Below are 26,408 nucleotides of genomic sequence, written 5' to 3'. Positions count from 1 at the left end.
ACCAGTTCGAGCAGCTCTTCGTCATCGACGAGGTCGCACTTGTTCAGGAACACGATGATGTAAGGAACGCCAACCTGGCGGGCCAGCAGGATGTGCTCGCGGGTCTGTGGCATTGGGCCGTCAGCTGCCGAGCAGACCAGGATTGCGCCGTCCATCTGGGCAGCACCGGTGATCATGTTTTTGATGTAATCGGCGTGGCCTGGGCAATCGACGTGAGCATAGTGACGGTTGGCCGTCTCGTACTCAACGTGGGCGGTGTTGATGGTGATACCGCGCGCTTTTTCTTCTGGTGCTGCATCGATCTGGTCGTATGCTTTTGCTTCGCCGCCGAATTTCTTCGACAGAACGGTTGCGATTGCAGCCGTCAGCGTGGTTTTACCGTGGTCGACGTGGCCGATGGTGCCGACGTTGACGTGCGGCTTGGTCCGTTCGAATTTACCTTTTGCCATTTTATTCTTCCTTGAAAAGAGCGATTTTTACTGGTTATGCTGCCGGGACGCAGCATGCATCCCGGCACTTTAATAGAATTACTTGGCTTTGGCCGTCACGATTGCGTCGGTGACATGCTTCGGCGCTTCCGAGTAGTGCTTGAATTCCATCGTGTAGGTGGCACGGCCCTGGGTTGCGGAACGCAACGAGGTCGAGTAACCAAACATTTCCGACAGAGGCACTTCCGCTTTGATGATCTTGCCACCGCCGCCTGGGATCTCGTCCATGCCCTGCACCATGCCGCGACGCGACGACAGGTCGCCCATCACGGTACCGGCGTAGTCTTCCGGCGTTTCCACTTCCACGGCCATCATTGGCTCGAGGATGACCGGCGACGCCTTGCGGCAGCCGTCTTTGAAGGCCATCGAAGCGGCCATCTGGAACGCGTTTTCGTTCGAGTCCACATCGTGGTACGAACCGAAGAACAGCGTGACCTTGACGTCGACCACTGGGTAGCCAGCAAGTACGCCGGTGTTGAGGGTACCGCGCACACCTTTTTCAACTGCAGGGATGTACTCGCGTGGCACGGTGCCGCCCTTGATGGCGTCAACGAACTCGAAACCTTTACCTGGTTCTTGCGGCTCGATCTTCAGCACAACGTGACCGTACTGACCACGACCACCGGACTGCTTGACGAACTTGCCCTCGGACTCTTCGCAAATCTTGCGGATGGTTTCGCGGTACGCAACCTGAGGCTTGCCGACGGTCGCTTCGACGCCGAATTCGCGCTTCATGCGGTCAACGATAATTTCCAGGTGCAGCTCGCCCATACCACCAATGATGGTCTGGCCCGACTCTTCGTCGGTCTTGACGCGGAACGATGGATCTTCCTGTGCCAGGCGGTTCAATGCCAGGCCCATTTTTTCCTGATCGACCTTGGTCTTCGGCTCGACAGCCTGTTGAATCACCGGCTCAGGGAACACCATTTTTTCCAGCGTGATGATGGCCGATGGATCGCACAGGGTTTCGCCCGTGGTCGCATCTTTCAGGCCGACCGCAGCGGCGATATCGCCGGCGTGGACTTCCTTGATTTCTTCGCGCTGGTTGGCGTGCATCTGCAAAATCCGGCCAAGACGTTCTTTCTTGTTCTTGATCGGATTGAAGACGGTATCGCCCGACTTGATGGTGCCCGAGTAGACGCGGAAGAAAATCAGCTGGCCGACGAACGGGTCGGTCATGATCTTGAATGCCAGCGCAGCGAATTTCTCGTTGTCGTCAGCCTTGCGGGTGACCGGCTGGTCATCTTCATCCATGCCTTGCACTGGCTTGATGTCGATCGGCGATGGCAGGTATTCGATCACGCCGTCGAGCATGGCTTGCACGCCCTTGTTTTTGAAGGCGGTGCCGCACATCATCGGGACGATTTCCGAAGCGAGGGTACGGGCGCGGATGGCAGCCTTGATCTCTTCTTCGCTCAAATCGCCTTCTTCGAGGTACTTGTTCATCAGTTCGTCGCTGGACTCGGCAGCGGCCTCGACCATTTTCAGACGCCATTCGTCAGCCTGGTCTTGCAACTCGGCCGGGATGTCGCGGTAGTCGAACTTCATGCCCTGCGAAGCGTCGTCCCAGTAGATGGCTTTCATCTTGACCAGATCGACCACGCCGAGGAAGTTCTCTTCTGCGCCGATCGGAATCTGCAGGGGAATCGGGTTCGCTTTCAGGCGCGCACGCATCTGATCGTAGACCTTGAAGAAGTTGGCGCCGGTACGGTCCATCTTGTTCACGAAAGCCAGACGAGGGACTTTGTACTTGTTGGCCTGACGCCACACGGTTTCGGACTGTGGCTGCACGCCGCCGACTGCACAGTACACCATGCAGGCGCCGTCGAGCACGCGCATCGAGCGCTCGACTTCAATGGTGAAGTCGACGTGGCCCGGGGTGTCGATGATGTTGATGTGGTGCTCAGGGAAGTTGTTGGCCATGCCCTTCCAGAAGCAGGTCGTCGCTGCCGAGGTAATGGTAATGCCGCGTTCCTGCTCTTGCTCCATCCAGTCCATGGTGGCGGCGCCATCGTGGACTTCACCAATCTTGTGGTTCACGCCCGTGTAGAACAGGACGCGCTCGGTCGTGGTGGTCTTACCAGCATCGATGTGAGCGGAAATACCGATATTGCGGTAGCGCTCAATGGGGGTCTTGCGTGCCATAAATATTCCTAAATCTTTGAATGGACAAAACCGAGCGGCATTTTGAAAACAAAATGAGCCCGGCCTCGAACAACAGATACATGGCCGCGCCCGGGCTCGACAACACCCGGGATTGGCCCTTAATTAGAAGCGGAAGTGCGAGAACGCCTTGTTCGCTTCAGCCATGCGGTGAACTTCATCACGACGCTTCATGGCACCGCCGCGCATTTCTGCGGCTTCCAGCAACTCGCCGCCGAGGCGTTGAGGCATGGATTTTTCGCTGCGCTTGTTGGCCGCTTCACGCAACCAACGCATCGACAGCGCCATACGGCGAACCGGGCGAACTTCGACTGGCACCTGGTAATTGGCACCACCAACGCGGCGCGATTTTACCTCAACCATTGGTTTGGCGTTGTTGATCGCGGCAGCAAACACTTCGAGCGGATCTTTGCCTGATTTTTGCTTGATGTGCTCGAAAGCACCGTAAATGATGTTTTCTGCGACCGATTTTTTACCGGACAACATCAAAACGTTGACGAATTTGGCGACATCCTGGTTACCGAATTTTGGATCCGGCAGGATATCGCGCTTGGGGACTTCACGACGACGTGGCATTTCAATTCCTTTCAGTCTTCAGTTGAGCGCGGGGACGCAGCACTCGCGGCAGGCCATCATAGCCTCCACTTACTCGACCATTACGATCGGTTCAACTATTCAATGGGCAAAAAGTTGGGAGTCAACCCGCTGGGAAAAATCCCGATTACTTCTTGCCTGCTTTAGCGCGCTTGGTACCGTATTTCGAGCGAGCTTGCTTACGGTCTTTGACGCCCTGGGTATCGAGTGCACCGCGAACCATGTGGTAACGCACACCCGGCAAATCTTTTACACGACCGCCGCGCAGCAGCACGACACTGTGTTCTTGCAGGTTGTGGCCTTCACCGCCGATGTACGAAATGACTTCGAAACCGTTGGTCAAGCGAACTTTGGCGACTTTACGCAGAGCCGAGTTTGGCTTCTTTGGGGTCGTCGTATATACACGGGTGCAAACACCACGTTTTTGCGGGCTGTTTTCCAGCGCCGGCGATTTGCTCTTCACGGTCAAGGCGACACGTGGATTGCGAATCAGTTGATTGATGGTTGGCATCGTTATAAATCCAACAAAGATACAACATGAATAACCCGGGCAAACGCCCGGGGACTAAAACGGAAACTGCGTCCCGCTGCGGGACCAGTGGCGCCAACAGCCACTCGACAAGGAGCGGCCGCAACAGCGTGGAACCCACAAACTAAAACGGGAACTCGCGAGTATAGGCCTGAACAGGTCGGCGGTCAACTTGTTTACCACGCGCCGGCGCCGCGCCGCCACAGTGGGCGTCGCACTGGCCGCCACACTATCGGCGCAGAAATGCAACAATTTGGCCTCAGCAAAATGGCAGGGCCGATGCGGAATGCACCGATAATACGCCCTTTTAGATGAAGCTTTGTCGATGCGATCCCTGCGTTCCTCCACCATTGTTCTCCTGCTGAGCTATCTGGCGCTGTCGGCCGTGCCCTTCGCCCCCCTGCTGGTGGGCAAACCGGTGCAACAGCCGGTCCAGTTGCTGGGTATCGAGGCGCTCGCCTGGCTGGCCGCCTGGGCCCTCTTCAAACGCCCGGCCTGGTTCCACTGGCTGCTGCTGCCAGCCTTCCTGGCGCTGCCGACCGAGCTGTACCTGATTACCTACTATGGTCAGGGCATTTCCAGCCATCACCTCGGCATCATCGCCGAGACCAGCCCGCAGGAAGCCCTCGAGTTTCTCGGTCACACCGTCTGGCTGCTGCTGCTGGTGATGCTGGCGGTCATTCTGTGGTGGGCCGCTACCTTGCGCAGCGCCAGCCGCACGCGCGAACTGGACTGGCACGACCGGTCGCGCTGGGTGGCGCTGGCCGCGCTGGCGCTCGGCGCCGGCGTGTGGGCGTATGGCGCCGCTTACGGCATTGCCCCCCAGGCTGGCGCCGCCGCTGCGCGGGTGTCGTCGGTGTCGTCGGTGTCGTCGGTGTCGTCGGTGTCGTCGGTGTCGTCGGTGTCTTCTGTGTATTCGCTACCGCCCTTGCCGCACGCTGCGCGCATGCCAGTCGACCCGGAAGCGCTGGCCCGTTCGTGGCCGTTCGGCCTGGTGCTGCGCGCCAGCGATTTTTACCAGGAGCGCTTGTACCTGGCCGAGCTGGCCGAGCGCAGCGCCAGCTTTCACTTCGGCGCCCGCCAGAACAGCGTCGATGACGCCGCCGAAACGGTGGTGCTGGTGATCGGTGAATCGTCGCGTTATGACCGCTGGCGCCTGAACGGCTACAGTCGCAACACCAATCCGCTGCTGGCCCAGCAAGCCAATCTGCTGCCCTTAAAAAATGTGATCACGGCGGTGTCGGCCACCCGATTGTCGGTGCCCGTCATTATTTCCCGAAAAACCAGCCGCCAGAGCCTGAAAGATGGCTTTTATGAAAAATCCCTGATTACTGCCTATAAAGAAGCCGGCTTTAAAACCTTCTGGCTGTCCAACCAGATTTCGTTCGGCAAGTACGACACCCCCGTCTCCGTCTTCGCCAAGGAAGCCGATGTGGTCGATTTTCTGAACCTGGGCGGCTTTAGCAGCCAGGCCAACTTCGACGAAGTGCTGTTGCCGCCGTTTACGCGCGCGCTCGCGGACCGGGCGGCCAAGAAACTGATCGTGATCCACACCCTGGGCAGCCACTGGAATTACAGCCAGCGCTACCCCAAGCGGTTTGACCAGTGGCAGCCCTCCCTGTTCGGCACCGACAAGCCCGCCTATACCGACCTGCGCCTGAAACCGCAACTGAACAACAGTTACGACAGCAGCATCTTGTATACCGACTGGTTCCTGGCACAACTGATCGAGCGCATCAAAGGCAAAGACCAGGCCGCTGCCCTGCTGTACGTCGCCGACCATGGCCAGACCCTGTACGACAACAGCTGCAGGCTGGCCTTCCACGGCCACAACACCGATTACGAATTTCACGTGCCGGCATTTGCCTGGTATTCGACGCCCTATGCGCAGCGCTATCCCGCCAAGGTCGCCCAGCTCAAGCGCCACCAGGGCGCCCGCCTGGCGACTGAAAACATTTTTCATACCATGCTCGACCTCGCCGATATCCGCTATCCGGGGCAGACGCTCGACTGGAGCTTCGTCAATCCCGCCTTCCAACCGCACACCCGCTATGTCGACAGTTATGGCTGGACCGATTACGACCGCGCCGTCTTCAAAGGCGATTGCCGCGAGGTGATTGGCCGCGACAAGCCGCTCAAGCGCGAGTGAGAAATAGCTAAAAACGCGTGCTGATGAACAGCACCGGAATGTGCTTTTTGTGCATGCGCTGCAGGGCATAGACGGAATAGGCCAGCAGACTGGCCGAGAGCACATGGGGATTGCCACCGGCCATTGCATAGTGATCAATGTCGTTGCCCCGGTAGCCGTCGCGGCCGACGATCTTGGTGTAATAGGTGAACACGTGCGACGCGTTCGAATACAGGTTGGTTGCAATCAACCCTTGCCCAAACGCTGAACGGGCAGCGCCGTCGTGCCGCAGCAGCCCCTCGGCGGTCGCATTGCTGGCCACAAAACCGGCCACACTGATCAGCCTGGCCTGGGCAGCGCTGGGCGGGTGTGGCAAATCGGCATCGGTCTGACCACACAGCAGCTTGCAACTGGGACCGGGCACGTTGATCCGAATCTGCGCCGCACCGGCGGCGTCAAACGCCGCCGCGTGGCCCAGTTCATGGACATAGATGGCGGCGTAAATGCCGGCGGCGGCGCCGAGGGCCTGCTCAACATGGCTATCGGCCCGGGCACCAGGATTAAATACCAGCCCCATCATGAACGCGAGGGCGAAACGCAGACGGCTGCTGCTGGCAAGACGACGGTGGCGCGGGTGCATGGTATGGACAATCCATTCTGACTGAAATGGCAATAATACACACATGCAATTATGGCATAACGATTGTTGGCCAGCCCGGGACGCTTACACATGCCCAACCTGCGCAGGCGGCGCATCCCAGCAATCGTTTTTACCATCGAGATAAATGACCGGGGCGGCGGCCAGTTCGGCTGCCGTTGCATCATCGAGGCAGCCGATACTGATGCCATAGAACGGCCCGCGCCGGGCCGATTGGCCGTAGCCAAACAGGCGCACGCCGCAGTGGCGGCAAAAGCAGTGGAATGCGCGCTTGGCGCCGAACTGACAGGTCGTCAAGGCAGCCACAGCCGCCGTCAAGCGCCATGCATCGGGCGCCACCAGCGCCGCCCAGCAGCGGATCTTTTGGCACTACGAACAATTACAGCGCCGCGTACCGGCCGCCAGATCGATGTCCGCTTCAAAGCGCACTGCGCCGCAATGGCAACTGCCGTGATAGCTGTTCCTATGAGCTCCGTGGCGCACCGCGCGCTGACCTTGATCATCACCGATTCGGCGCTGGCAATCTTGCACTGATTTGTCAGCCGCGTGCGTCCGCTGTCCGCCCCGCCCCCTTGCGGACAGCGGACACAGGCTTCAATTCCCCATGAAATCAGCCACTTAGTAACTGGCATAGTTCCTGCATATCGTTGCACATCTACGCATACCGAGACCGCCATGATCCGCGACACTTCGTCCCAGGACGCCCACCTCACCGCGCCGCCCGCCGCCCGCATCCGGCGCGGCGTGCTCTATGCCGGCGCCGGCGCCCTGCTGCTGGTTGCTGCCGTCACCGCCCTGAGTGGCTGGCGCAGCAGCGAGCATACGGTCAGCGCGAGCCGCCTGCGCATCGTTGCCGTCAGCCGCGGCACGCTGGCGCGCGACGCCGCCGTCAACGGCCGCATCGTCGCCGCCGTCAGCCCCACCCTGTATGCCACCGCGCAGTCGACCGTCACCCTCAAAACCAATGCCGGCGACACGGTCCACAAGGGCGATATCCTCGCCGTGCTGGAATCGCCCGACCTGGCCGACGCCCTCAAACGCGAGCAGTCGAGCTACCACCAGCTCGAGGCCGAAGTGGCGCGCCAGCGCATCCTGGCCAAAAAACAGAAACTGCTGGCCCAGCGCGAAGCCGACACCGCCGAGATCGACCGGCTGTCGGCCCAGCGCACGCTGGAGCGCTTCCAAGGCGTGTCGAATGCCGACGTCATCGCCAAAGTCGATTTTCAGCGCGCCCGCGACGCCCTCAATTCGGCGCAGATCCGCGCCAGCCACGCGGCCGCCGCAGCGGTGCTGGAAAACGATGATGTCGGCCTGGCGCTGCGCACCAAGGTCAATGAACTCGATCGCCAGCGCCTGTCGCTGGCCAACGCCCAGCGCCGCTTCGATGAATTGACGGTACGCGCTCCCGTCGACGGTTTTATTGGCACCCTCAATGTACAAAACCGCAGCGTGGTGGCGGCCAACACGCCGTTAATGACGCTGGTCGACCTGTCGCGCCTGGAGGTCGAACTGGAAGTGCCGGAAACCTATGTAGCCGACATGGGCATCGGCATGCGCGCCATCGTCCAGCTGGGCGACGCCAACGCCAGCGGCACGCTGGCCGCCCTCTCGCCCGAAGTGGTGAAAAACCAGGTGCTGGCGCGCGTGCGCTTCGATGGCGCCCAGCCGAAAGGGCTGCGCCAGAACCAGCGCCTGAGCGCGCGCCTGTTGATCGAAGAAAAACCGCGCGTGCTGCTGCTGCCGCGCGGCCCGTTTGTCGACAACGAGGGCGGCCGCTTTGCCTACGTCGTCCACGACGGCGTCGCCGTGCGCACGCCGATCCGCCTGGGCGCCACCAGCGTGGCGGCCGTCGAAATTCTGGCGGGCGTCAAGCTGGGCGACCAGGTCGTCATCGCCGGCACCGACGCCTTTGCCAATGCTGCCCGCGTCACCATTGACCGCTAATCCGTACCGAACCCTTCACCCTTCTCAGGACATCCCATGCTGCGCATGACCAATCTCTCCAAGGTGTACCGTACCCACATGATCGAAACGCACGCCCTGCGCGGCTTTGAAATCCAGGTCAACAAGGGTGAGTTCGTCACCGTCACCGGGCCCTCCGGCTCCGGCAAGACCAGCTTTCTGAATATCGCCGGCCTGCTCGAAGAATTCACCGACGGCGATTACATTCTCGATGGCGTCAACGTCAAGGGCATGGACGACAACGCCCGCTCGCGCCTGCGCAACGAAAAACTGGGCTTCATTTTCCAGGGCTTTAATTTGATCCCCGACCTGTCCCTGTTCGACAACGTCGACGTGCCGCTGCGCTACCGCGGCTTTAACGCCAGGGAGAGAAAAGAACGTATCGAAGACGCCCTCGCCAAGGTGGGCCTGGCTTCGCGCATGAAGCACTATCCTGCTGAACTGTCGGGTGGCCAGCAGCAGCGGGTGGCGATCGCCCGCGCGCTGGCCGGCTCGCCGCGGCTGCTGCTGGCCGATGAACCAACCGGTAACCTCGACACGCAAATGGCGCGCGGCGTGATGGAACTGTTAGAGGACATCAACGCCCGGGGCACCACCATCCTGATGGTCACCCACGATCCCGAACTGGCGGTGCGCTCGCAGAGGAACGTCCACATCATCGACGGCCAGGTGTCGGACCTGGTGCGCAAGGGGGCGTCGCTGGTCAACGCCCACCCGGCATAAGGGCGGCCATGTTTTCCTACTACTTCAGTTTGGGCGTGCGCAGCCTGCGCCGCAATCGAGCGCTGACGGCGCTGATGGTACTCACGCTGGCCATTGGCGTGGCCGCCAGCGTGTCGACCCTGACCATCCTGCACGTCATGTCGAGCAACCCGATCCCGCAAAAGAGCGAGCGGCTGTTCGTGCCGGTGCTCGACAACGGCCCCCTCCAGGGTTACAACCCGGCCGATAACCGTGAGCGCAATGGCGGCTACGCCCAGCTCAGCTACATCGACACCACGCATCTGCTCACCAGCGGCTACGGCGAACGGCGCACCGCCCTGTATGGCATCGGCGGCTCGATCGAGCCGGCGCGCCGCGACCTGCCCGTCATCAGCGCCCAGGGAATCGCCACCACCGGCAATTATTTTGCCATGTTCGAGGTGCCGTTTATCCACGGCCAGGGCTGGAGTGCGCAGGACGACAAGGCCGGCGCCGACGTCGTCGTGCTGAACCGGGCGATGGCCGAAAAGCTGTTTGGCGCCGTCAACCCGGTCGGCCGCCGTCTGCGCATGAACCAGCAGGATTACCAGGTGGTCGGGGTGATGGACAACTACCGGCCACGGCCAAAATTTTACCGCCTGGTGGGTGGCCCCGGCGCCTTCGGCCAGGAAGAAGACGTCATGGTGCCGCTGTCGAACGCCATCCGCCATGAGTTTGCCGCCAACGGCACCATGAACTGCAGCAGCAAGCGCGACCCCGGCTGGCAGGGCCTGCTGGCCTCGGAATGCGTCTGGCTGCAGTTCTTCTTCGAGACCCGCACTGGCGCCCAGCGCGCCGAACTGCAAAGCTGGCTCGATCACTACACCAGCGAGCAGCGCCGGCTGGGCCGCTTCATGCGCAATGCACCGAACGGCCTGTTTGATGTCATGGAGTGGCTGGCCTACCAAAAGGTGGTGGAGAACGACAGCAAGCTGGCGGCCTGGCTGGCCTTCGGCTTTCTCGCCCTGTGCCTGGTCAACACAGTGGGACTGCTGCTGGCGAAATTCTCCGTGCGCGCCGCCGAAGTGGGCATCCGTCGTGCGCTCGGCGCCTCGCGTCGCGCAATTTTTCAGCAGTTCCTCATCGAGACGGCGGTGGTGGGGCTGGCCGGCGGCCTGCTTGGCGTGCTGCTGGCGTTTGGTGCGCTCGCCATCATCGCCATGCAGTCGAACGACATGCAGCAGCTGGCGCACATGGACTTGCCGATGCTGGCCTTGACCTTCGCCCTGGCGCTGCTGGCCGCCGTGCTGGCCGGCCTGGTGCCGACCTGGCGCGCCTGCCAGATCACCCCGGCCATCCAGCTCAAGTCGCAGTAAGTTGAACCCAGCGAGGAACCCCTATGGAAATTCGACCCATCATTTCAGCGCTCCTGCGCAGCAAGACCGGCGCCGTGCTGGTCGCGCTGCAAGTGGCGATCAGCCTGGCCATCCTGGCCAACGCCCTGCACATCGTCAACCTGCGCCAGGCCGTGGCCCAGCGCCCCAGCGGTATCGCCAACGAGAGCAGCCTGATTTACATCGAGCTGCGCCACCTGCGCAAGGCTGATTCCAACCTGCAGCTGGCCTGGCAAAAAACCGAGACGGCGCTGCTGCGGGCGCTCCCCGGCATCACCTCGGTGGCCATGGTCAACCAGTTACCGATGACCCAGAATGGCTTTAATTCGAGCGTGGCGGCCGATCGCCAGCAGATTAATAGCAGCGCCAACGCCTCCTACTATTTCACCCCCGATTCGCTCGTCAAGACCTTGGGATTACAACTGGTCGAAGGGCGCGACTTTCGTCCCGACGAAGTGGCCGAGGTGGACAACGACAAGGACGACGATGAGGCATCGCGCCCGCGCGCCCTGATCGTCACCCGCGCGCTGGCGCAAAAAGTCTGGCCCAACGACGCCCAGTACGTCGGCAAGATGCTCTATTACGGCACCGGCGCCGACGCCCAGGGCGGTCCGGTGGTGGGCGTGGTCGAAACCCTGCAAACGCAGAGCGCCCAGGTCGAGCAGGACGGCGAATATTCGACCATCGTGCCGATGCGCCTGACCAACGGCTTCGGCACCCTCTACGCCATCCGCGTGGACGGCGCCAGCCAGGTCGAGCGCGTCATGAAAGAGGCCGAGGCAGCGCTGCTGCGCAGCAGCGCTGAGCCGCTGATCGTGCGCGTCAAAAAAATCAGCGACACCCGCAAGGACCGCTACCGCGCCGACATGGCGCTGTCGTGGATGCTGATTGCCGTCAGCGCCCTGCTGCTGCTGATCACCGCCAGCGGCATCGTCGGCATCGCCAGCCTGTGGGTCACCCAGCGCCGCAAGCAGATCGGCGTACGGCGCGCACTGGGCGCGCGCCGCCTCGACATCCTGCGCTATTTTTTGCTGGAGAACTTCCTGATCACCAGCGTCGGTGTGGTCAGCGGCGTGCTGCTGGCACTGGGCTTCAATACGCTGCTGGTGTCGCTGCTGCACATGGCCCGGCTGCCGCTGCCCTACCTGTTGATCGGCGCGGCGACATTCTGGGCACTGGGCGCGCTGGCGGTGTACGGGCCGGCCTGGCGCGCTGCCAGCATCTCGCCGGCCACCGCCACCCGCGCTACCTGACGCCGGGATGCCACAGCAAGCGGCCAATGTTATGCTAACGCCCATGTCCACCGTCCTGATCATCGACGACAACGCCGCCGTCGCCATCGCCCTCGAGGTGCTGCTGTCGCTGCACGATATCGGCGCCATCAAAGCCGCCTCGCCCGAACAGGGACTGGCGCTGCTGGCGTCGCAGCCGGTCGACCTGGTCATCCAGGACATGAATTTTTCACTGGAGACCACCTCGGGCGAAGAAGGCATCGCCCTGTTCCGCCAGATCCGCGCACGCCACCCCGACCTGCCCGTCATGCTGCTGACCGCCTGGACCCAGCTCGACGCCGCCGTCGACCTGATCAAGGCGGGTGCCGCCGACTATCTGGCCAAGCCGTGGAACGATGCGCGCCTGATCGCCAGCGTCACCAACCTGATCGAACTGGGCCAGGCCAACCGCGCCCTGCACGAGCGCCTGCAGCGCGAACGGCGCCACAAGCGAGAACTGGAAAACAGCTTCGATTTGCGCGGCATGGTGTGGCAGGACGCCGCCATGGAAACCGTGCTGCGGCTGGCCTGCCAGGTGGCGCGCGCCGATGTGCCGGTCCTGATCAGCGGCGCCAACGGCACCGGCAAGGAGCGAATCGCCGCCATCATCCAGGCCAATTCGCACGTGGCGCAAGGCCCCTTCGTGATTCTCAACTGTGGCGCCCTGCCGGCGGAATTGATCGAAGCGGAACTGTTCGGCGCCGACGCCGGTGCCTACACCGGCGCCGGCAAGGCGCGCGAAGGCAAATTCGAAGCGGCCGATGGCGGCACCCTGTTTTTGGATGAAATCGGCAACCTGCCGCTGGCCGGTCAAATGAAGCTGCTGCGGGTGCTCGAAACGGGCCGCTTCGAGCGCCTCGGCTCGAACCGCGAACGGCAGGTCAAGGTGCGCGTGATCAGCGCCACCAACGCCGACCTGCCAGCGATGATCCGCGCCGGTACCTTCAGAGAAGACCTGTTTTATCGGCTCAACCTGATCGAACTGCGCCTGCCACCCTTGAGCGCGCGGCCCGACGACATCGTGCCGCTGGCGCGCAGTTTTCTGGCGCCCGGCAAGACGTTGTCGGCGGCGGCCGAAGCGGCGCTGCTCTCGCATGGCTGGCCCGGCAATGTACGCGAACTAAAAAACGTCCTGCTGCGCGCCTGCCTGCTGGCGGCGAACAGCGCCATCGGCGCCGCCGACCTGGGCTTGCCGGCGGCGCGCCTTGCAGTCACCCCGGCGCTGGCCGTGGACCTTGAACCGGATCGCGCGCTGCTGCAAGCGGCGCTGGCGCGCGCCAATGGCATCGTGGCGCAGGCAGCGGCCGAACTGGGGCTGTCGCGCCAGGCGCTGTACCGGCGCATGGAGCGGCTCGGCATCGACCGTCCCGCATGAAGTCGCAGCCGGGCACCGGGCGGCGGCTGTCGCTGGTGACGCGCTGGTCAGCGCTGGTGGCGACGCTGGCGGCGATGGGCATCGTCATCGTGCTGGCGCTCGATCACTTGCTGCCCGGCCGCCCGGTGCTGGTGGCACTGCTGGCGATCGCCTGCGTGGTGCCGCTCGCCGTGATCACCCTGCGCGCCCAGATGCAGCCCATCCTGTCGCTGTTTCGCGCGCTCGAGGGTACCGTCGCCAGTTACCGCGATGGCGATTTTTCGTTCAGCCTGCACTGGCCCCACAACGATCAATTGCGCGACCTGATCGACGCTCACAATGCCCTCGGCGATGTGCTGCGCACCCAGCGGCTCGACCTGGCACAGCGCGAACTGCTGCTCGACACGATGGTGCAAAACACCCCGGTGGCGATGTTGCTGCTGGCTGACACGGGCGGCAGCGGTAGTAAAAACGAAGGCACCAGCGGGCGCCAGCAAGCCATCGTCTACGCCAACCTGGCGGCGCGCCAGCTGCTCAACCGCGGCCACAAGCTCGAAGGCTTGTTGATGGACGCCCTGCTGGCCCAGTCCAGCCCCGCCCTGCGCGAGGCGCTGGCGCGCAGCGGCGACGGCCTGTTCACCACCGGAGAAGGCGAATTCGAAGAGGTCTACCACCTGGCGCGCCGCCACTTTCAGCTCAATGGACGGCGCCACCAACTGCTGCTGCTGCGCCAGCTGACGGCGGAAATGCGGCGCCAGGAAGTGCAGACCTGGAAAAAAGTGATCCGCGTAATCAGCCACGAATTGAACAATTCACTGGCGCCGATGGCCTCACTGGCCCACTCGGGCGCCGAACTGGTACGCCGTGGCCAGTTAGAACGGCTGCCACAAATTCTCGCCACCATCGAAGAGCGCACCGGCCACCTCGAGCGTTTTATCCTTGGCTACGCCAGCTTCGCCAAGCTGCCGACGCCACGCCTCGAGCGCATCGACTGGCCCGCCTTTGTGGCCCAGCTGGCGGCGCAAACGCCCTTCACGCTAACCGGCGCGCTGCCGCTGGAAGCGGCCCTGCTCGATGCGGCGCAGCTGCAGCAGGCCTTGCTCAATTTGCTGAAAAACGCCCACGAATCCGGTTCGCCGCCCGACCAGGTACAACTGCGCATCAGCCGCGTGCAAGCGCTGCTGCGCATCGAGGTGTGCGACCGCGGCAGCGGCATGAGCGAGGCGGTGTTGACCCATGCGCTGGTGCCGTTCTATTCGACCAAGCGCAGTGGCACCGGTCTGGGCCTGGCCCTGGCGCGCGAAATCGCCGAAGCCCATGGTGGCCGCATCACCCTCGGCAACCGCGACGGCGGCGGCCTGACGGTGACCCTGATCCTGCCGGCCTGAGGGCACGCTCTGCTAAGATGGGCCTGCGCAGCTTTTTTTCATTCTCATGTCTTCCAACGATCACCTTGCCGACGGCCGCTTCGAGCAGCCCGGCCATCCCCCCGCCACCGTCACCGAATTTCGCGGCGTGCGCTTTCTGCACCTGGGCACCTCGTGGGTGCAAGGCGCCATGCGCCTGAACAAGCCGGACGCCATCGAACTCGAATACATCCAGATGATGATGTTGTGGCTGTTGTTCATGGATGCGCCGCGCCACGTGGTGCAGCTGGGCCTGGGCAGCGCCGCGCTGACCAAGTTTTGCTATCACCGCTTGCCAGGCACCCGCGTGACCGCCGTCGAACTCAATCCCAACGTGATCGCCATCTGCCGCGCGCTGTTCGCCCTGCCGCCGGACGACGCCCGCCTGACGGTGCGCGAAATGAACGCGCTCGACTTCGTGCTCGAGCGCGCCAACCACGGCCAGGTCGACGTCTTCCAGGTCGACCTGTACGACGAAGACGCCCGCGGTCCCGTGCTCGACACCGTCGAGTTCTACCAGGGCTGCCACGATTGCCTCAGCAGCGACGGCGTCATGACCATCAATGTGTTCGGCGAATACGCCAACTACGACATCAACCTGCGGGCGATGGAAGAAGTGTTCGATGCCGTGGTGTGGCTGCCCGAGGTGAGCGATGCCAACATCGTGGTGATCGCCTTTAAAAAATCGCCGCAGATCGATTTCAGCGTGCTGTTCGAGCGCGCCGGCGCCATCAAGCGCAGCATGAACCTGCCGGCCAAGGGCTGGGTCGAGGGTTTGAAGGAATGGATGCACGACCAGGCGGCGTAGCATTGACTTGCTCGCATCCATAGCAGTGACTGCGCCAGCGCGCCCCTCGCAGTCCTGCTAGCTGGTTATGCAGCATGGCCCTCGCGTAGGCTGATCCGACCATGACTTCGGAGACAGCGATGCGCAGGCAGACCGGTAATACCGTCCTCATCCCGACCGTGCTCACGTTCGCTGCGCTGGCGCTGGGTACCAGCACACCGGCACGGGCGCAGACGGCGACGGCCGAAGCGCCCGCCACCGTCGTCGTCCTCGGCTCGCGCGCCAGCGCCAAAAGCGCCCTCGATACCGCCGTCCCGGTGGGCCTGATCAACAGCCGCGACTTGCAGGCGGCCGGACCGCTCGAACTGGGCAAGCTGCTGCAAACACTCGACCCGTCGGTCAATTTTCCCACCACGTTTGTGAGCGATGGCACCGACATCATCCGTCCGGCCACCCTGCGCGGGCTGGGACCGGACCAGCTGCTGGTGCTGGTCAACGGCAAACGGCGCCACCAGCAGGCGCTGGTCAACGTCCAGCAAACCATCGGCCGTGGCGCCGCCGGCACCGACCTCAATGCGATCCCGCTGTCGGCCATCCACCACATCGAAGTGCTGCGCGACGGCGCCGCCGCCCAGTATGGCTCGGACGCCATCGCCGGCGTCATCAACATCGTCCTCAAGCAGCAATCGAACCAGACCCAGTTGAGCGGCACTGCCGGCACCACCAAAGTGGGCGATGGCGACCTCGCCTCGGCCAGCGTCAACCAGGGCTTTGCCGTCGGCGACCGCGGCGGTTACCTCAATCTGACGCTCGAAGCGCGCCGCCGCGGCGAGACCAACCGCGCCGGCCTCGATACCCTGCGGGTCGATCCGCCGCGCGTCACCCAGAGAATTGGCGACAGCCTGGCCAAGGATGCCTACCTGTGGTGGAATGGCGCCGTGCCCACCAATGCCAGCGGCTCGAGCGAGCTGTATGTGTTTGGCGGCCTCTCCAAGCGCACCGGCGACGCCGCCGGCTTTTTCCGGCCGAAGGACGATGGTCGCACGGTGCCGGCAGTCTATCCGGACGGCTTTTTGCCGAATATTCTCACCACCGTCAGGGACGCGTCCGTGGCGATCGGTTACCGCCGCGACCTCGAGCGCGGCTGGAAAATCGACACCAGCGTCAACCTGGGCCGCAGCGAACTGGCTTTCCACGAACGCAATTCGATCAACGTCAGCTACTGGTACGAGCCGAACGCCTGCACCTGCCAGCCGTATGCGCAGTCGCCACTGGAAGCCGATACAGGCACACTGCGCATGACCCAAACCACCTTCAATGTGGACCTGCACGGTCCCCTCGGCCCGCTGCAGGCGGCCGCTGGCTTCGAATACCGCAACGACAATTACGACATCGAGGCGGGCGAGCCGGTGTCGTACCAGTACGGCCGCACCAACAACCCGGCCATCCCGATTTTCAATCAGCTTGGGCTGCCAGCAGCGTCGGGCATCCAGGGTTTTCCCGGCTATACCCCGGCCAATGCCGTCAACGACGGCCGCCACAACATCGCCCTGTATGTGGACCTGGAGCGCCGTTTCAGCGACAAATTGAGCGCCGCCGCCGCCGTGCGCACGGAAAAATACTCGGACTTCGGCACCACCACCACCGGCAAGCTCAGTGCCCGCTTCGACCCCGTCAGCAGCGTCGGCCTGCGCGCCAGTGCCTCGACCGGCTTTCGCGCACCCGGCGTGCAGCAAAAATTTTACAGCTCGGTGTCGACCAATCTGAATGCTGCCGGCGTGCTGACCGAAACGCTGACCGCACGCGAGGGCAGCGCCGTCACGCGCGCCTTCGGCATCGCCCCGCTCAAGCAGGAGACGTCGAAAAGCGCCAGCATCGGCGTGGTGCTGCGCCCGACCAGCAGCCTGTCGCTGACGGCCGACCTGTACCGCACCGACATCGCCGACCGCATCGTCTTTTCGAGTAACATCGCGCCCGAGACGGGCACCTGCGCCAGCGCCGCCGACTGCCCCATCAAGGCCATCCTGGCGCCCTTGAGGGTGGGCCAGGCACAGTTCTTTACGAATGCGATCGACACTTCGACCGAAGGCCTCGACCTGGTCGCCGAGCACACCAGCCGCCTCGCCGGCGGCCGCCTGGTGCTCACTGGTCAACTGGGGTTTAACCGCACCGAAGTGACCGGCCGCCATTCGCCCTCGCCGGTACTGAGCGGTGCGCAGCTGTTCGACGACGCCCAGGTCACCCTGATCGAACGGGGCCAGCCGCGCAAGCACCATGTGGTGGCCGCCGATTACGGCATCGGCCGCTGGAACCTGACCACACGCGCCAATTACTATGGCCAAGTGCAGGGCCAGGGCTTTACGGCGCCGTTCATCCAGACCTGGGAAGCGAAGTGGCTGGTCGACGCCTCGCTGCGCTATGCGATCTCGCCGCGCGTTGCCATCAGCGCCGGCGCCAACAACCTGTTCGACACCTACCCCAGCGAGTGGGACAAGGTGCGCGCCGCGCCCTTCCCGCAACTGGGGTTCACGCGCTGCTGGGAGACTTGCCCGGTCGGACTGAATGGCCGCTCGGTGTTTGTCAAACTCGATGTGACGCTATAACCGCCAGGAGGGCGCGGGAGGGCGGGCCGGCCGGCGCATGCTACGCTTGACCTGCCCGGCCGCTTGACCCATGATCGCCGGTGCGGGCGCATGCCCTTATCTAATTACCGGAGAGACCATGAAACAACTGATCCTGGCGGCCATGCTGGCCGTTGGACTGTGCGGGGCCGTCCAGGCTGCCGACGATGTCGCCCTCAAGGCGGCCATTGCAGCGCCCACCCGCACCCCCGCCAACGTCGCCCGCGACGGCGCCCGCCATCCTTACGAAACCCTGTCCTTTTTCGGCATCAAGCCGACCATGACGGTGGTCGAACTGACGCCATCGGGCGGCTGGTACACCGAGATCCTGGCGCCCTACCTGCGCGAGAACGGTGTGCTGATCGGCGCCAGCGAAGAAGTCGTCGAAGGCAAGCGCGCCGGTACCCAGTTCCGTGCCAAGGTCAATTCGAATCCCGTCTACAGCAAGGTGCGGCTGGGGATTTTTCAGCCGCCGACCAAGTACGCCATCGCCCCGGCCGGCAGCGCCGACATGGTGCTGACCTTCCGTAACCTGCACAACTGGGTCGAACTCGGTCCCGACAAGCTGCAGGAAGTTTTTAAGAACGTTCACACCGTGCTCAAGCCGGGCGGCATCTTCGGCGTCGTCGACCACCGCCTGCCAGCGTCGAAAACCCAGGATGCGACGGCATCGACCGGCTACCTGCATGAAGCGTGGGTCATCAAAACGATCGAAGCGGCCGGCTTCAAGCTGGTGGCCAAGTCCGAGATCAATGCCAACCCAAAAGACAATGCCGATCACCCGAACGGCGTGTGGGCGCTGCCGCCAGTTTTGGCCAACAAGGATGACAAGCGCAGCGAGTACCTGGCAATCGGCGAGAGCGATCGCATGACGCTCAAATTCGTCAAGCAGTAAACAGGCTTCGGCTGCGGCAGCGGCGGACGGCCCAGCAACAGCCGTTCGCCCTGTTGAATCACGCCTTTTAGTTACGTTTTTTAGTCACGCCTTTTAGAAATACCTTTTAGTTAGTTACGTTTTTTAGTCACGCCTTTTAGAAATACCACCCATGGTTGACGCTACCCGGACCGATTCGTGACGACGCCTGCATTCGATGGCAAGGCCGGGCGCAGCGCTGCGCGCGCTTGTGCGATGGCGGCGATGGCGGCGCTGTACCTGCTCGCTGCCTGCAAGCCGGTGCCGGCCACCGACAGTGGCGTGTTCGCGGCGCCTGCCGCGCCGGTGCCGGCGCCAGTCACCATCAGCGCGCTGATCTGGGCGCCCGACTGGGCCGACGACATGCGCCGCATCGCCGCTGAATTTCACCGCCTGAACCCGGACGTCAACGTCGCCCTCGAGTTCATGGGCGGTAACTCGGTAGAAGCGAACCTCAAGCCGAAGGTGGCCGCGCACCGGTTGCCCGACCTGATGTCGGTGAACCCGAATGCCTACGCTGCCGAACTGGCCGATCGCGGCATGCTGGCCGACGTCGGTGCAACGCAGGCGTGGCAGCGGCTGCGTCCTGGTCTGAAAGCCGACTGGCTGTCACCGAACGGCAAGCGCTTTGGCATCGCCGGCGGTGTCGCTGCCACCGTCATTTACTACAACAAGAGCATGTTCAAACAGGCAGGCATCGAGCGCCTGCCGACCAATTTCAGCGAATTTCTCGGCCTCTGCGAGCGCCTCAAGCAAGCCGGCTTCACGCCACTGTACTTCAGTGGTGGCTATCCCAACCTGATCGCCAACGGCGCCTTCAGCTTCGGCTTTGCCAACAACATCGTGCCTGCCACGCCAGACTGGCGCGCGCGCATCGCCGATGGCACCCTGGAACTCGACAACAGCGCCGGCGCCGACATGTTCAGCAAGATCCACACGCTGGTCCAGCGCGGCTATGCCCAGCCCCAGCTGATGCAGTCCGGTTACGCCGGCAGCGTCAGCAGTTTCGTCGAGGGCCGCACGGCGATGGCGTTCGACGGCACCTGGGCCGCCGGTGGCCTGCTGCACCCGCAGGGCTTCGAGGTGGGCCTGCTGGCGCCGCCGTGGAATGACCATGGCAACACCAGCGTGCCGGTGATCGGCAGCGAAACCGGCTTTGCCGTCGCCGAAACGGCCAACAAGGCGCAGGCGCTGCGTTTTCTCGAATACTTGAGCGACGCCGGCTTTACCATCGAACAAGCCAAGCGGCAAAACATCAGCCCCTTCATCAGCGAGCGCGCCACGCCCGAAGGCGACCCGCAGATCATCGCCTATCTGGCGCAGATCGAACGCGCGCCCGTGACCGGCAGCCCGTACTACTCGATGCTGCCGGCGGCGACCATCGATGTGCTGCACCAGCTCATTGGCGAGGTGTTGTCGAACAAGCTGACGGCGCGCCAGGCAGCCCGCCGGCTGCAGACATCGATTCGCGACGAGTCACGTCACAATGACAAATAAGGCGCGGCCAGGCCGCTCATGCCGTTCGATGATTCAAAAAATTGGGGACCGGGGACTGGCACTGCAGGGTGCCTGTCCCATTTTTACTTTACTGACCGGCATGACGACAAGACTGCCACGTATATTGCTCCCCCCGCCGTTCGCGGTCTGACTACTCCACTTGATCACTTCAACCATGCTTCGATTTGCTACTCTCCTGATGCTGCTGGCCGCCAGCGCTGGCGCCTTCGCCCAAACTCCTCCAGCGACCGCCGCCGCCGAAGTGGCCGCACCGATCGCGCCAAATATCGAGAACGCCGTCGTCAAGGTGTTTTCCACCCTGCGCGCGCCTGACCCCAGCAAACCGTGGAGCAAGGCGGCACCGCAGGAAGTGACCGGGTCCGGTGTGGTCATCGAAGGCCGGCGTATCCTCACCAACGCCCACGTGGTGGGCTACGCCAGCCAGGTACAGATCCAGGCCAGCCAGTCGGGCGACAAGATCGGCGCCACCGTGGTGGCGATTGGCCGCGGTATCGACCTGGCCATCCTCAAACTCGACGACGACAGCTTTTTCGACAGCCATCCGCCGGTCAAGCGCGCCAGCCTGCTGCCGGACGTGCGCGAAGCGGTGTTCGCCTATGGCTATCCGACCGGCGGCAGTTCGCTGTCGATCACCAAAGGCATCGTCTCGCGCATCGAGTTCGTGCCGTATAACTTCGGTAACCTGGGACTGCGCATCCAGATCGATGCCGCCATCAATCCCGGCAACAGCGGCGGCCCGGTAATCGCTGGCGACCAGATGGTGGGGCTGGCCTTCGCCGGCGCCAACGGTGCCCAGAACATCGGCTATATCATCCCCAACGAAGAAGTCGAACTGTTCTTGCGCGACGCCGGCGACGGTCACTATGACGGCAAGGTCGGCATGTTCGACGACACCCAGACGCTGGAAAACCCGGCCCTGCGCAGCTACCTCAAGCTCGACAAGGCAGTCGAAGGCGTGGTGGTGCACCGGCCATATTCAAGTGACCCGGCCTATCCGCTCAAGGAGTGGGACGTCATCAGCAAAATCGGCGACGATGTCATCGATAACCAGGGCATGGTCAAGCTGGGCGCCAACCTGCGGGTGCGCTTTCAATACCGCGTGCAGCAGCTGGCCAAGGACGGCAAGCTGCCACTGACGGTGGTGCGCGGCGGCCGCTCACTGACCATCGCGCTGCCGGTGGGACGCGCGCGCAAGCTGTTGATCAGCGATCTCGATGGCGGCTACCCGCCCTATTTTATTTATGGTCCGATTGTCTTTTCGCGTGCTTCGGCCGAATTTTTGGGCGGCGTCTCGGGCAACCCGAATGTGCTGCAGGCGCTGGCCTATAACGCCAGCCCCCTGATGACGCGGCGGGGCGACGAACCGGAGGGCGGGCGCGACGAGCTGGTGATCGTCAGCGCGCCGTTCTTCCCCCACAAACTGGTGAGCGGCTACAGCAACCGCTTCGGTGCGGTGATCTATTCAATCAACCAAGTGCCGGTCAAGAATCTGCGCCACCTGGTGGCCCTGCTGCGCGACCTGAAGGACGAGCTGGTGGTCATTCACTTCGACCAGCGCGCTGGCGAAACCATGGTGATGCCGCGCCGCGCGATGGTCGAGGCGACCGAAGCGATCCTGACGGACAACGGCATTCGCCAGCAGGGTTCGGCCGAGTTGATGGAGGTATGGAGCGGCAAGGCCAGGCAGTAAATCAGTGCCCGGGCAGCGTCGACAGCGCCCGCAGCACCGCCGCTTCGGCATGCAGCGCAGTGGTGTCGTACAGCGGCACGGCGCTGTCAGCAGGGCCAACGAGCAGCATGAGTTCGGTGCAGCCGAGGATAATCGCCTCGGCGCCGCGTGCCACCAGCCGCGCAATCACCTGGCGGTAAGCGTCGCGCGACGTCTCCAGCAGCCGTCCGTGCACCAGTTCCTGGTAGATGATGCGGTGTACGGTGGCGCGGTCCAGCGTCTCCGGCACGATCACATCGAGACCGTGCTGACGCGCCATGCGTCCCGAATAAAAATCCTGCTCCATGGTGAAGGCGGTGCCCAGCAGCCCGACCCGGCGCAGCCCGGCCGCCTTGATGGGGGCGGCGGCGGCATCGGCGATGTGCAGCAGGGGCAGATCGACCGCTGCCTCGATCTGCGGCGCGCTAATGTGCATGGTATTGGTGGCGATGACGAGAAAATCGGCGCCGCCGCGCTGCAGCCGCTGCGCCGCATCGACCATCAGGGCAGCTGCCTGCTCCCAGCGGTCGGTGCGCTGCAACAGTTCGATGTCAGCGAAATCGAACGACCATAACAGGCAGCGCGCCGAATGCATGCCACCGCGGCGCTTGCCCACCGCCTCGTTGATCAGGCGGTAGTACTCGGCCGAGCTTTTCCAGCTCAAGCCGCCGATCAGGCCGATGACCTGGGTGCTGCGTTCGCTCGTTGTCGACATCGAGACTCCTTGGTGGCAGGGGCGGGCAAGTGCTGTTCAGCGAGTATAGTTTAAGGGAAAGCTATTAACAAACCATCCTGCATCAGCTGCATCAGTTGCTTCAACTGCTACAACTGCTGCAACTGCAGCCACTGCCAAGCTCAGGGCGTTTTTTTGTTCGCCTTCACCGGCAGCAAATTCAAATCGGCGAAATCAAAACTGAAATCGGTCTCCATCGACACCGGCGCCATCTTGACGCGCTCGATGCTGCCGTCCGGGTTGAGCGAAAAGGTGACGTAAGCGTCGGCATTAAAATTGCGCTCCTTCCAGCGGACGATGAAGGTGTCGTGCTGGAAGTGTTCGAGCGTGCCATTGAGGTCCGGGGTGCGCGAAAAGCGCATGATGTGCTTGCCGCCCTCGGCAGCGATCGTCACCTTGCCATACCAGGCGTCGGCATAGTCGCCGTCATAAGCGGCCAGCGCCAGCGAGGGCTGCGATTTGGCGACCCGCTTGCCCGCTTCGCTTTGCAGGCGCGCCAGCTCCTTGTCGTGCGCTTCGCGGGCAATGTCGCCGTAGCGGCCGATCCAGTCGGTCGGCGCAAAGTCCAGGTACTGGTCGAGAATGCGGTACTGCAGCGCCGTCATCGCCGGGCTGCTTTCGGCATTGGTGAAAATGGCGATGCCAAGCTTCGCCTGCGGCACCAGGGTGACCTGCGAATAAAAGCCCTGCAGGGCGCCGCCGTGGGTGGCCAGCTTGACGCCGCGGTAATCCTTCAGTTCAAAACCCAGCCCATAGGCGCGGAAATTCGGCCTGGTCGCCGCCAGCGCCGGTTTCGGTTCGGCGATGGCGATCGGCGTTTGCGCCGTCCACAGCTCGCTGCTGCGCGCCTGGCTAAACAGGCGCTGCTCCTTGCCATCGGCGCCGCCTGCGGGCAGCTTGCCGGCGTCGAGCAGCACCATCATCCAGCGGGCGATATCGTCGGCGTTGGTGTTGATGCCAACGGCGCCGGCGCCGTTCGGTGCCGGCATCGGTTTGACGACGGCGATGCGGTCGTCAATGTTGGCGTGCGGGCTCGATTGATTGGCGACGCTGGCGTTTTCCGCCAGGCTGGTGGTGGTAGTGCGCATGCCGACGGGCACCAGGATGCGTTCGCGCACCGCCTCGCCCCAGCTTTTACCGGCCTTGCTGGCGACGATTTTGCCGGCGGCGATGTAGAGCAGATTGTCGTAGGCATAGCTGTTTCTGAAGCTGGTGGCGGGACGGATGTAGCGCAGCTTTTCGATGATCTCGTCGGCGCTGAAGGTGGTGGTGGGCCACCACAGCAAATCACCGGCACCGAGGCCCAGGCCACTGCGATGGGTCAGCAGGTCACGCACCGTCATTTCATGGGTGACGTAGGCGTCGAACATTTGAAAATCGGGCAGGTGTTTGGTGACCGGATCGTCCCAGGCCAGCTTGCCTTCGTCGACCAGCATGGCCAGCGCCACCGCCGTAAACGCCTTCGAATTGGACGCTACCTCAAACAGGGTGCCTGCGTCGACCGGCGCTGGCGCGCCCAGCTTGCGCACGCCGAAACCGCGCGCGGCGACCACTTTACCGTCCTTGACGATGGCGATGGCCATGCCCGGCACATTGAAGGTGCGCATGGAACGCAGCACATCGGCTTCGAGGTTGAAGGCGGCAGCGTCGGCGCTGGCGGCCGCTGGCGCGCTCTGGGCGTGCGCGGTGGTCGCTACGGCGGCGTTAGCAATGAGGGCCAGCAGCAAGGCTGCGGCGAGTCGGTTCATCGTTGGCACGGATATGTTCCTGGTTGGGTGGCGATCGGGCGCAAGAAGAATAGCACCGATGCGAACGGCATGGAAGGCGGCGCCGTCAGCGCGCGCTGGCACCCTGCTGGCTGACCCACACTGGCGCCGACCACACTAGCTTGCCGTCGTCCTGGGTCACCCTGACATAGTAAAAATGCTGGCCCGGCGCGGGCTCGATGGTGCTGTCGAAGCCGATCGGGGTTTCAGTGACGGCGCCGTTGCGACCGGGCACACCGTCGACCAGCAGCACGCTGGCGGCGCGCCTGCCGCCGCTATTAAAAAAGCGCGCCTGCAGCGTGAGCGGGCCGCGATTACTGAAACGCTCGCCCATCAGGTGGCCGTTGGCGGTCAGTAGCAGGGTCGATTCCCTGTCCATGGTGGCGAACACCCGCCGTGCGCGCAAGGCGTCAAGCAGGGCGCCCGGCTCGAAAGCGTCGCCGCTGCGCAGCAGCACGCCGGTGCGGTTGGTCGACGACATGCCCCAGTTGGCGCAGTGGTTATCCTGGTCGCTGCTCAAGGCCACGTGAAAGCCCGCTTCGAGCACCTGCCGGCAGGCGTTTTCAAAGGTGCTGCGACGCGGTTCATCTTCGCTGTCGCGGTTCGAAAAGGCGTTCGTGTTGAGCACTTCGCACAGCACCATGGTGGCGTCGCCATCGGCCGTATAGCCAAAGGCCTTGCCGTCGACCATAAACTGGTCACTGCTGGCCGGGTGGTTGAACTGGCCGATCCAGCCGCGCTGGCGCATGGTGGTGTAGAGGGCGGCGTAATCGCCCTTGGCGGTGGCGACATCGGCCAGCAGGGCGCCGGCGCGGTTGCTCTCCCAGCCGGGCAGCACGGTCGCATTCAAGATATTTAAGTGACCGCCATGCTCGATCACGCCCCACTCGGTGCCGTACAGCGCCACAAAACCAGGGTGGCTGCTGTTGTAGGCGGCCGCCGCGGCCAGGCCGGAATGGTACAGCGCATGCACGCGCTGCGGGTCGGCGTCGGCGTTGGTGGCGGTCGAGCCGTCATACAAATGATTGTGTTCGGAGGCGAGCAGAAAATCGAGGCCGTGCAGATCGGCGTAGGCGTAGGCGGCCGCTGGCCCCAGCGGCGAGCTTTGGGGTGCCTGCGCACCGTGGCAGCTGGCCAGCGCGCCGCCGCCATCGCTGTGGCCGGTCTGGCTGTGCAGGTTGCCCAGCACGATGCGCCACGGCGCCGGCGTCGATATCGGCGCCAGTGCCGGCGTGGCCGGGTTGGCGACGGCGCCCACCGCGATCTCCCAGCCTTGCTCGATGGCGCCGGCGACCAGGGTGGCGCGGTAGATGCCGGCGGGCGCCGGCATGGCGCCGAAGCGGCCATTCCATGCCACTTCGATGGTCACTGGCGCACCGCTCAGTGACTGCTCGCCACGCCAGGTTTGACCGATGGTGCCGTCAGCTGACGACAGCGAAAAGTGCCAGGGGACGGCGAAGTGGGCGGGCGGGTGCGGATGCTCGAGGACGATCTGGAACAGGCGGGCGGCGCCGTTGTCGTTGCCACGGTAGGGCGCCAGCAGGGTGGCGTCGAATTCATCGTGGTCGCCGGCGTGGCAGGTCGCTGCGGCAAGGAGCAGCAACAGTACAGGAAAGTGATGGCGCATGCTTGTCTCGCTGGAAGAGGGATCACCATTCGATGATCCGGCCTTAGCAATAAGACAAGTTGATGCAGAGATATCGGTGCTGCTATTTTGTTAATGGCGGCTTGCGC

Annotated in this window: 21 protein-coding genes; 12 read left to right on the top strand and 9 right to left on the bottom strand. The window is 63.4% G+C overall.

What is annotated here, in order from left to right:
• From ACP7BZ_RS21355 to rpsL, 4 genes are all read right to left on the bottom strand, one after another.
• The coding region (locus ACP7BZ_RS21355) for a GTP-binding protein (RefSeq protein ID WP_426116927.1) at positions 1 to 449 on the bottom strand (449 nt) is incomplete at its 3' end.
• A 78-nt stretch (positions 450 to 527) separates the two neighbouring features.
• The gene (fusA, locus tag ACP7BZ_RS21350; protein ID WP_426116925.1) at positions 528 to 2,633 is read right to left on the bottom strand and encodes an elongation factor G; all 2,106 of its coding nucleotides are present in this window, start codon (positions 2,631 to 2,633) and stop codon (positions 528 to 530) included.
• A gap of 123 nt (positions 2,634 to 2,756) precedes the next feature.
• The gene (rpsG, locus tag ACP7BZ_RS21345) at positions 2,757 to 3,227 is read right to left on the bottom strand and encodes a 30S ribosomal protein S7 (RefSeq protein ID WP_426116923.1); all 471 of its coding nucleotides are present in this window, start codon (positions 3,225 to 3,227) and stop codon (positions 2,757 to 2,759) included.
• A gap of 145 nt (positions 3,228 to 3,372) precedes the next feature.
• Positions 3,373 to 3,756, bottom strand: coding sequence for a 30S ribosomal protein S12 (gene rpsL, locus ACP7BZ_RS21340; RefSeq protein WP_025603541.1), 384 nt, complete (start codon positions 3,754 to 3,756; stop codon positions 3,373 to 3,375).
• Positions 3,757 to 4,099: 343 nt separating this feature from the next.
• Here rpsL and ACP7BZ_RS21335 point away from each other — a divergent pair, with 343 nt between their 5' ends.
• Positions 4,100 to 5,923, top strand: coding sequence for a phosphoethanolamine transferase (locus ACP7BZ_RS21335; RefSeq protein ID WP_426116921.1), 1,824 nt, complete (start codon positions 4,100 to 4,102; stop codon positions 5,921 to 5,923).
• 7 nt (positions 5,924 to 5,930) lie between these two features.
• On the opposite strand, the gene ACP7BZ_RS21330 is transcribed toward ACP7BZ_RS21335, so the two are convergent.
• Positions 5,931 to 6,542, bottom strand: coding sequence for a hypothetical protein (locus ACP7BZ_RS21330; protein WP_426116919.1), 612 nt, complete (start codon positions 6,540 to 6,542; stop codon positions 5,931 to 5,933).
• A gap of 84 nt (positions 6,543 to 6,626) precedes the next feature.
• Entirely contained in the window at positions 6,627 to 6,866 is a 240-nt protein-coding gene (locus ACP7BZ_RS21325; protein WP_426116929.1) for a hypothetical protein, read from the bottom strand.
• Positions 6,867 to 7,235: 369 nt separating this feature from the next.
• On the opposite strand from ACP7BZ_RS21325, the gene ACP7BZ_RS21320 reads away from it, so the two are divergent.
• The 11 genes from ACP7BZ_RS21320 to ACP7BZ_RS21270 all read left to right on the top strand — a co-directional run bounded on the left by ACP7BZ_RS21320 (position 7,236) and on the right by ACP7BZ_RS21270 (position 22,157).
• A complete protein-coding gene (locus ACP7BZ_RS21320) occupies positions 7,236 to 8,504 on the top strand; it encodes an efflux RND transporter periplasmic adaptor subunit (RefSeq protein ID WP_426116917.1) in 1,269 nt (422 codons plus the stop codon).
• Positions 8,505 to 8,540: 36 nt separating this feature from the next.
• The gene (locus tag ACP7BZ_RS21315) at positions 8,541 to 9,245 is read left to right on the top strand and encodes an ABC transporter ATP-binding protein (protein WP_426116915.1); all 705 of its coding nucleotides are present in this window, start codon (positions 8,541 to 8,543) and stop codon (positions 9,243 to 9,245) included.
• Positions 9,246 to 9,253: 8 nt separating this feature from the next.
• Entirely contained in the window at positions 9,254 to 10,579 is a 1,326-nt protein-coding gene (locus ACP7BZ_RS21310) for an ABC transporter permease (RefSeq protein ID WP_426116913.1), read from the top strand.
• Between the two features lie 23 nt (positions 10,580 to 10,602).
• Positions 10,603 to 11,850, top strand: coding sequence for an ABC transporter permease (locus ACP7BZ_RS21305; protein WP_426116911.1), 1,248 nt, complete (start codon positions 10,603 to 10,605; stop codon positions 11,848 to 11,850).
• 43 nt (positions 11,851 to 11,893) lie between these two features.
• Positions 11,894 to 13,243, top strand: coding sequence for a sigma-54-dependent transcriptional regulator (locus ACP7BZ_RS21300; protein WP_426116909.1), 1,350 nt, complete (start codon positions 11,894 to 11,896; stop codon positions 13,241 to 13,243).
• Complete coding sequence (locus ACP7BZ_RS21295) at positions 13,240 to 14,610, top strand: sensor histidine kinase (RefSeq protein ID WP_426116907.1); 1,371 nt, start codon at positions 13,240 to 13,242, stop codon at positions 14,608 to 14,610. Before ACP7BZ_RS21300 ends, ACP7BZ_RS21295 begins: the two co-directional genes overlap by 4 nt.
• Positions 14,611 to 14,656: 46 nt before the next feature.
• A complete protein-coding gene (locus tag ACP7BZ_RS21290; protein WP_426116905.1) occupies positions 14,657 to 15,436 on the top strand; it encodes a spermidine synthase in 780 nt (259 codons plus the stop codon).
• A gap of 119 nt (positions 15,437 to 15,555) precedes the next feature.
• Positions 15,556 to 18,018: a TonB-dependent receptor plug domain-containing protein gene (locus ACP7BZ_RS21285; RefSeq protein WP_426116903.1), complete on the top strand. Its 2,463-nt coding sequence runs from the start codon at positions 15,556 to 15,558 to the stop codon at positions 18,016 to 18,018.
• Between the two features lie 118 nt (positions 18,019 to 18,136).
• Entirely contained in the window at positions 18,137 to 18,931 is a 795-nt protein-coding gene (locus ACP7BZ_RS21280; RefSeq protein WP_426116901.1) for a class I SAM-dependent methyltransferase, read from the top strand.
• Between the two features lie 177 nt (positions 18,932 to 19,108).
• Complete coding sequence (locus tag ACP7BZ_RS21275; protein WP_426116899.1) at positions 19,109 to 20,446, top strand: ABC transporter substrate-binding protein; 1,338 nt, start codon at positions 19,109 to 19,111, stop codon at positions 20,444 to 20,446.
• 175 nt (positions 20,447 to 20,621) lie between these two features.
• Complete coding sequence (locus ACP7BZ_RS21270; protein ID WP_426116897.1) at positions 20,622 to 22,157, top strand: trypsin-like peptidase domain-containing protein; 1,536 nt, start codon at positions 20,622 to 20,624, stop codon at positions 22,155 to 22,157.
• A 1-nt stretch (position 22,158) separates the two neighbouring features.
• On the opposite strand, the gene ACP7BZ_RS21265 is transcribed toward ACP7BZ_RS21270, so the two are convergent.
• From ACP7BZ_RS21265 to ACP7BZ_RS21255, 3 genes are all read right to left on the bottom strand, one after another.
• A complete protein-coding gene (locus ACP7BZ_RS21265) occupies positions 22,159 to 22,890 on the bottom strand; it encodes an aspartate/glutamate racemase family protein (RefSeq protein ID WP_426116895.1) in 732 nt (243 codons plus the stop codon).
• Between the two features lie 140 nt (positions 22,891 to 23,030).
• A complete protein-coding gene (locus tag ACP7BZ_RS21260; RefSeq protein ID WP_426116893.1) occupies positions 23,031 to 24,656 on the bottom strand; it encodes a serine hydrolase in 1,626 nt (541 codons plus the stop codon).
• A gap of 85 nt (positions 24,657 to 24,741) precedes the next feature.
• Entirely contained in the window at positions 24,742 to 26,301 is a 1,560-nt protein-coding gene (locus ACP7BZ_RS21255) for a CehA/McbA family metallohydrolase (RefSeq protein ID WP_426116891.1), read from the bottom strand.
• Between the last annotated feature and the right edge of the window lie 107 nt (positions 26,302 to 26,408).

The sequence above is a fragment of the Massilia sp. PWRC2 genome (genome assembly GCF_049896725.1).
Lineage (GTDB): Bacteria > Pseudomonadota > Gammaproteobacteria > Burkholderiales > Burkholderiaceae_D > JAFCUW01.
Note: the sequence above shows the minus strand (reverse complement) of the source record. Positions and strands in the feature narration are given on the sequence as shown.

Coding starts and splice junctions, on each gene's coding strand:
- ACP7BZ_RS21280 (WP_426116901.1), top strand. CDS start 18,137: ATGAAACAACTGATCCTGGCGGCCATGCTGGCCGTTGGACTGTGCGGG.
- ACP7BZ_RS21285 (WP_426116903.1), top strand. CDS start 15,556: ATGCGCAGGCAGACCGGTAATACCGTCCTCATCCCGACCGTGCTCACG.
- rpsG (WP_426116923.1), bottom strand. CDS start 3,227: ATGCCACGTCGTCGTGAAGTCCCCAAGCGCGATATCCTGCCGGATCCA.
- ACP7BZ_RS21265 (WP_426116895.1), bottom strand. CDS start 22,890: ATGTCGACAACGAGCGAACGCAGCACCCAGGTCATCGGCCTGATCGGC.
- rpsL (WP_025603541.1), bottom strand. CDS start 3,756: ATGCCAACCATCAATCAACTGATTCGCAATCCACGTGTCGCCTTGACC.
- ACP7BZ_RS21255 (WP_426116891.1), bottom strand. CDS start 26,301: ATGCGCCATCACTTTCCTGTACTGTTGCTGCTCCTTGCCGCAGCGACC.
- ACP7BZ_RS21270 (WP_426116897.1), top strand. CDS start 20,622: ATGCTTCGATTTGCTACTCTCCTGATGCTGCTGGCCGCCAGCGCTGGC.
- ACP7BZ_RS21290 (WP_426116905.1), top strand. CDS start 14,657: ATGTCTTCCAACGATCACCTTGCCGACGGCCGCTTCGAGCAGCCCGGC.
- ACP7BZ_RS21330 (WP_426116919.1), bottom strand. CDS start 6,542: ATGCACCCGCGCCACCGTCGTCTTGCCAGCAGCAGCCGTCTGCGTTTC.
- ACP7BZ_RS21300 (WP_426116909.1), top strand. CDS start 11,894: ATGTCCACCGTCCTGATCATCGACGACAACGCCGCCGTCGCCATCGCC.
- ACP7BZ_RS21305 (WP_426116911.1), top strand. CDS start 10,603: ATGGAAATTCGACCCATCATTTCAGCGCTCCTGCGCAGCAAGACCGGC.
- ACP7BZ_RS21260 (WP_426116893.1), bottom strand. CDS start 24,656: ATGAACCGACTCGCCGCAGCCTTGCTGCTGGCCCTCATTGCTAACGCC.
- ACP7BZ_RS21315 (WP_426116915.1), top strand. CDS start 8,541: ATGCTGCGCATGACCAATCTCTCCAAGGTGTACCGTACCCACATGATC.
- ACP7BZ_RS21335 (WP_426116921.1), top strand. CDS start 4,100: ATGCGATCCCTGCGTTCCTCCACCATTGTTCTCCTGCTGAGCTATCTG.
- ACP7BZ_RS21310 (WP_426116913.1), top strand. CDS start 9,254: ATGTTTTCCTACTACTTCAGTTTGGGCGTGCGCAGCCTGCGCCGCAAT.
- fusA (WP_426116925.1), bottom strand. CDS start 2,633: ATGGCACGCAAGACCCCCATTGAGCGCTACCGCAATATCGGTATTTCC.
- ACP7BZ_RS21320 (WP_426116917.1), top strand. CDS start 7,236: ATGATCCGCGACACTTCGTCCCAGGACGCCCACCTCACCGCGCCGCCC.
- ACP7BZ_RS21295 (WP_426116907.1), top strand. CDS start 13,240: ATGAAGTCGCAGCCGGGCACCGGGCGGCGGCTGTCGCTGGTGACGCGC.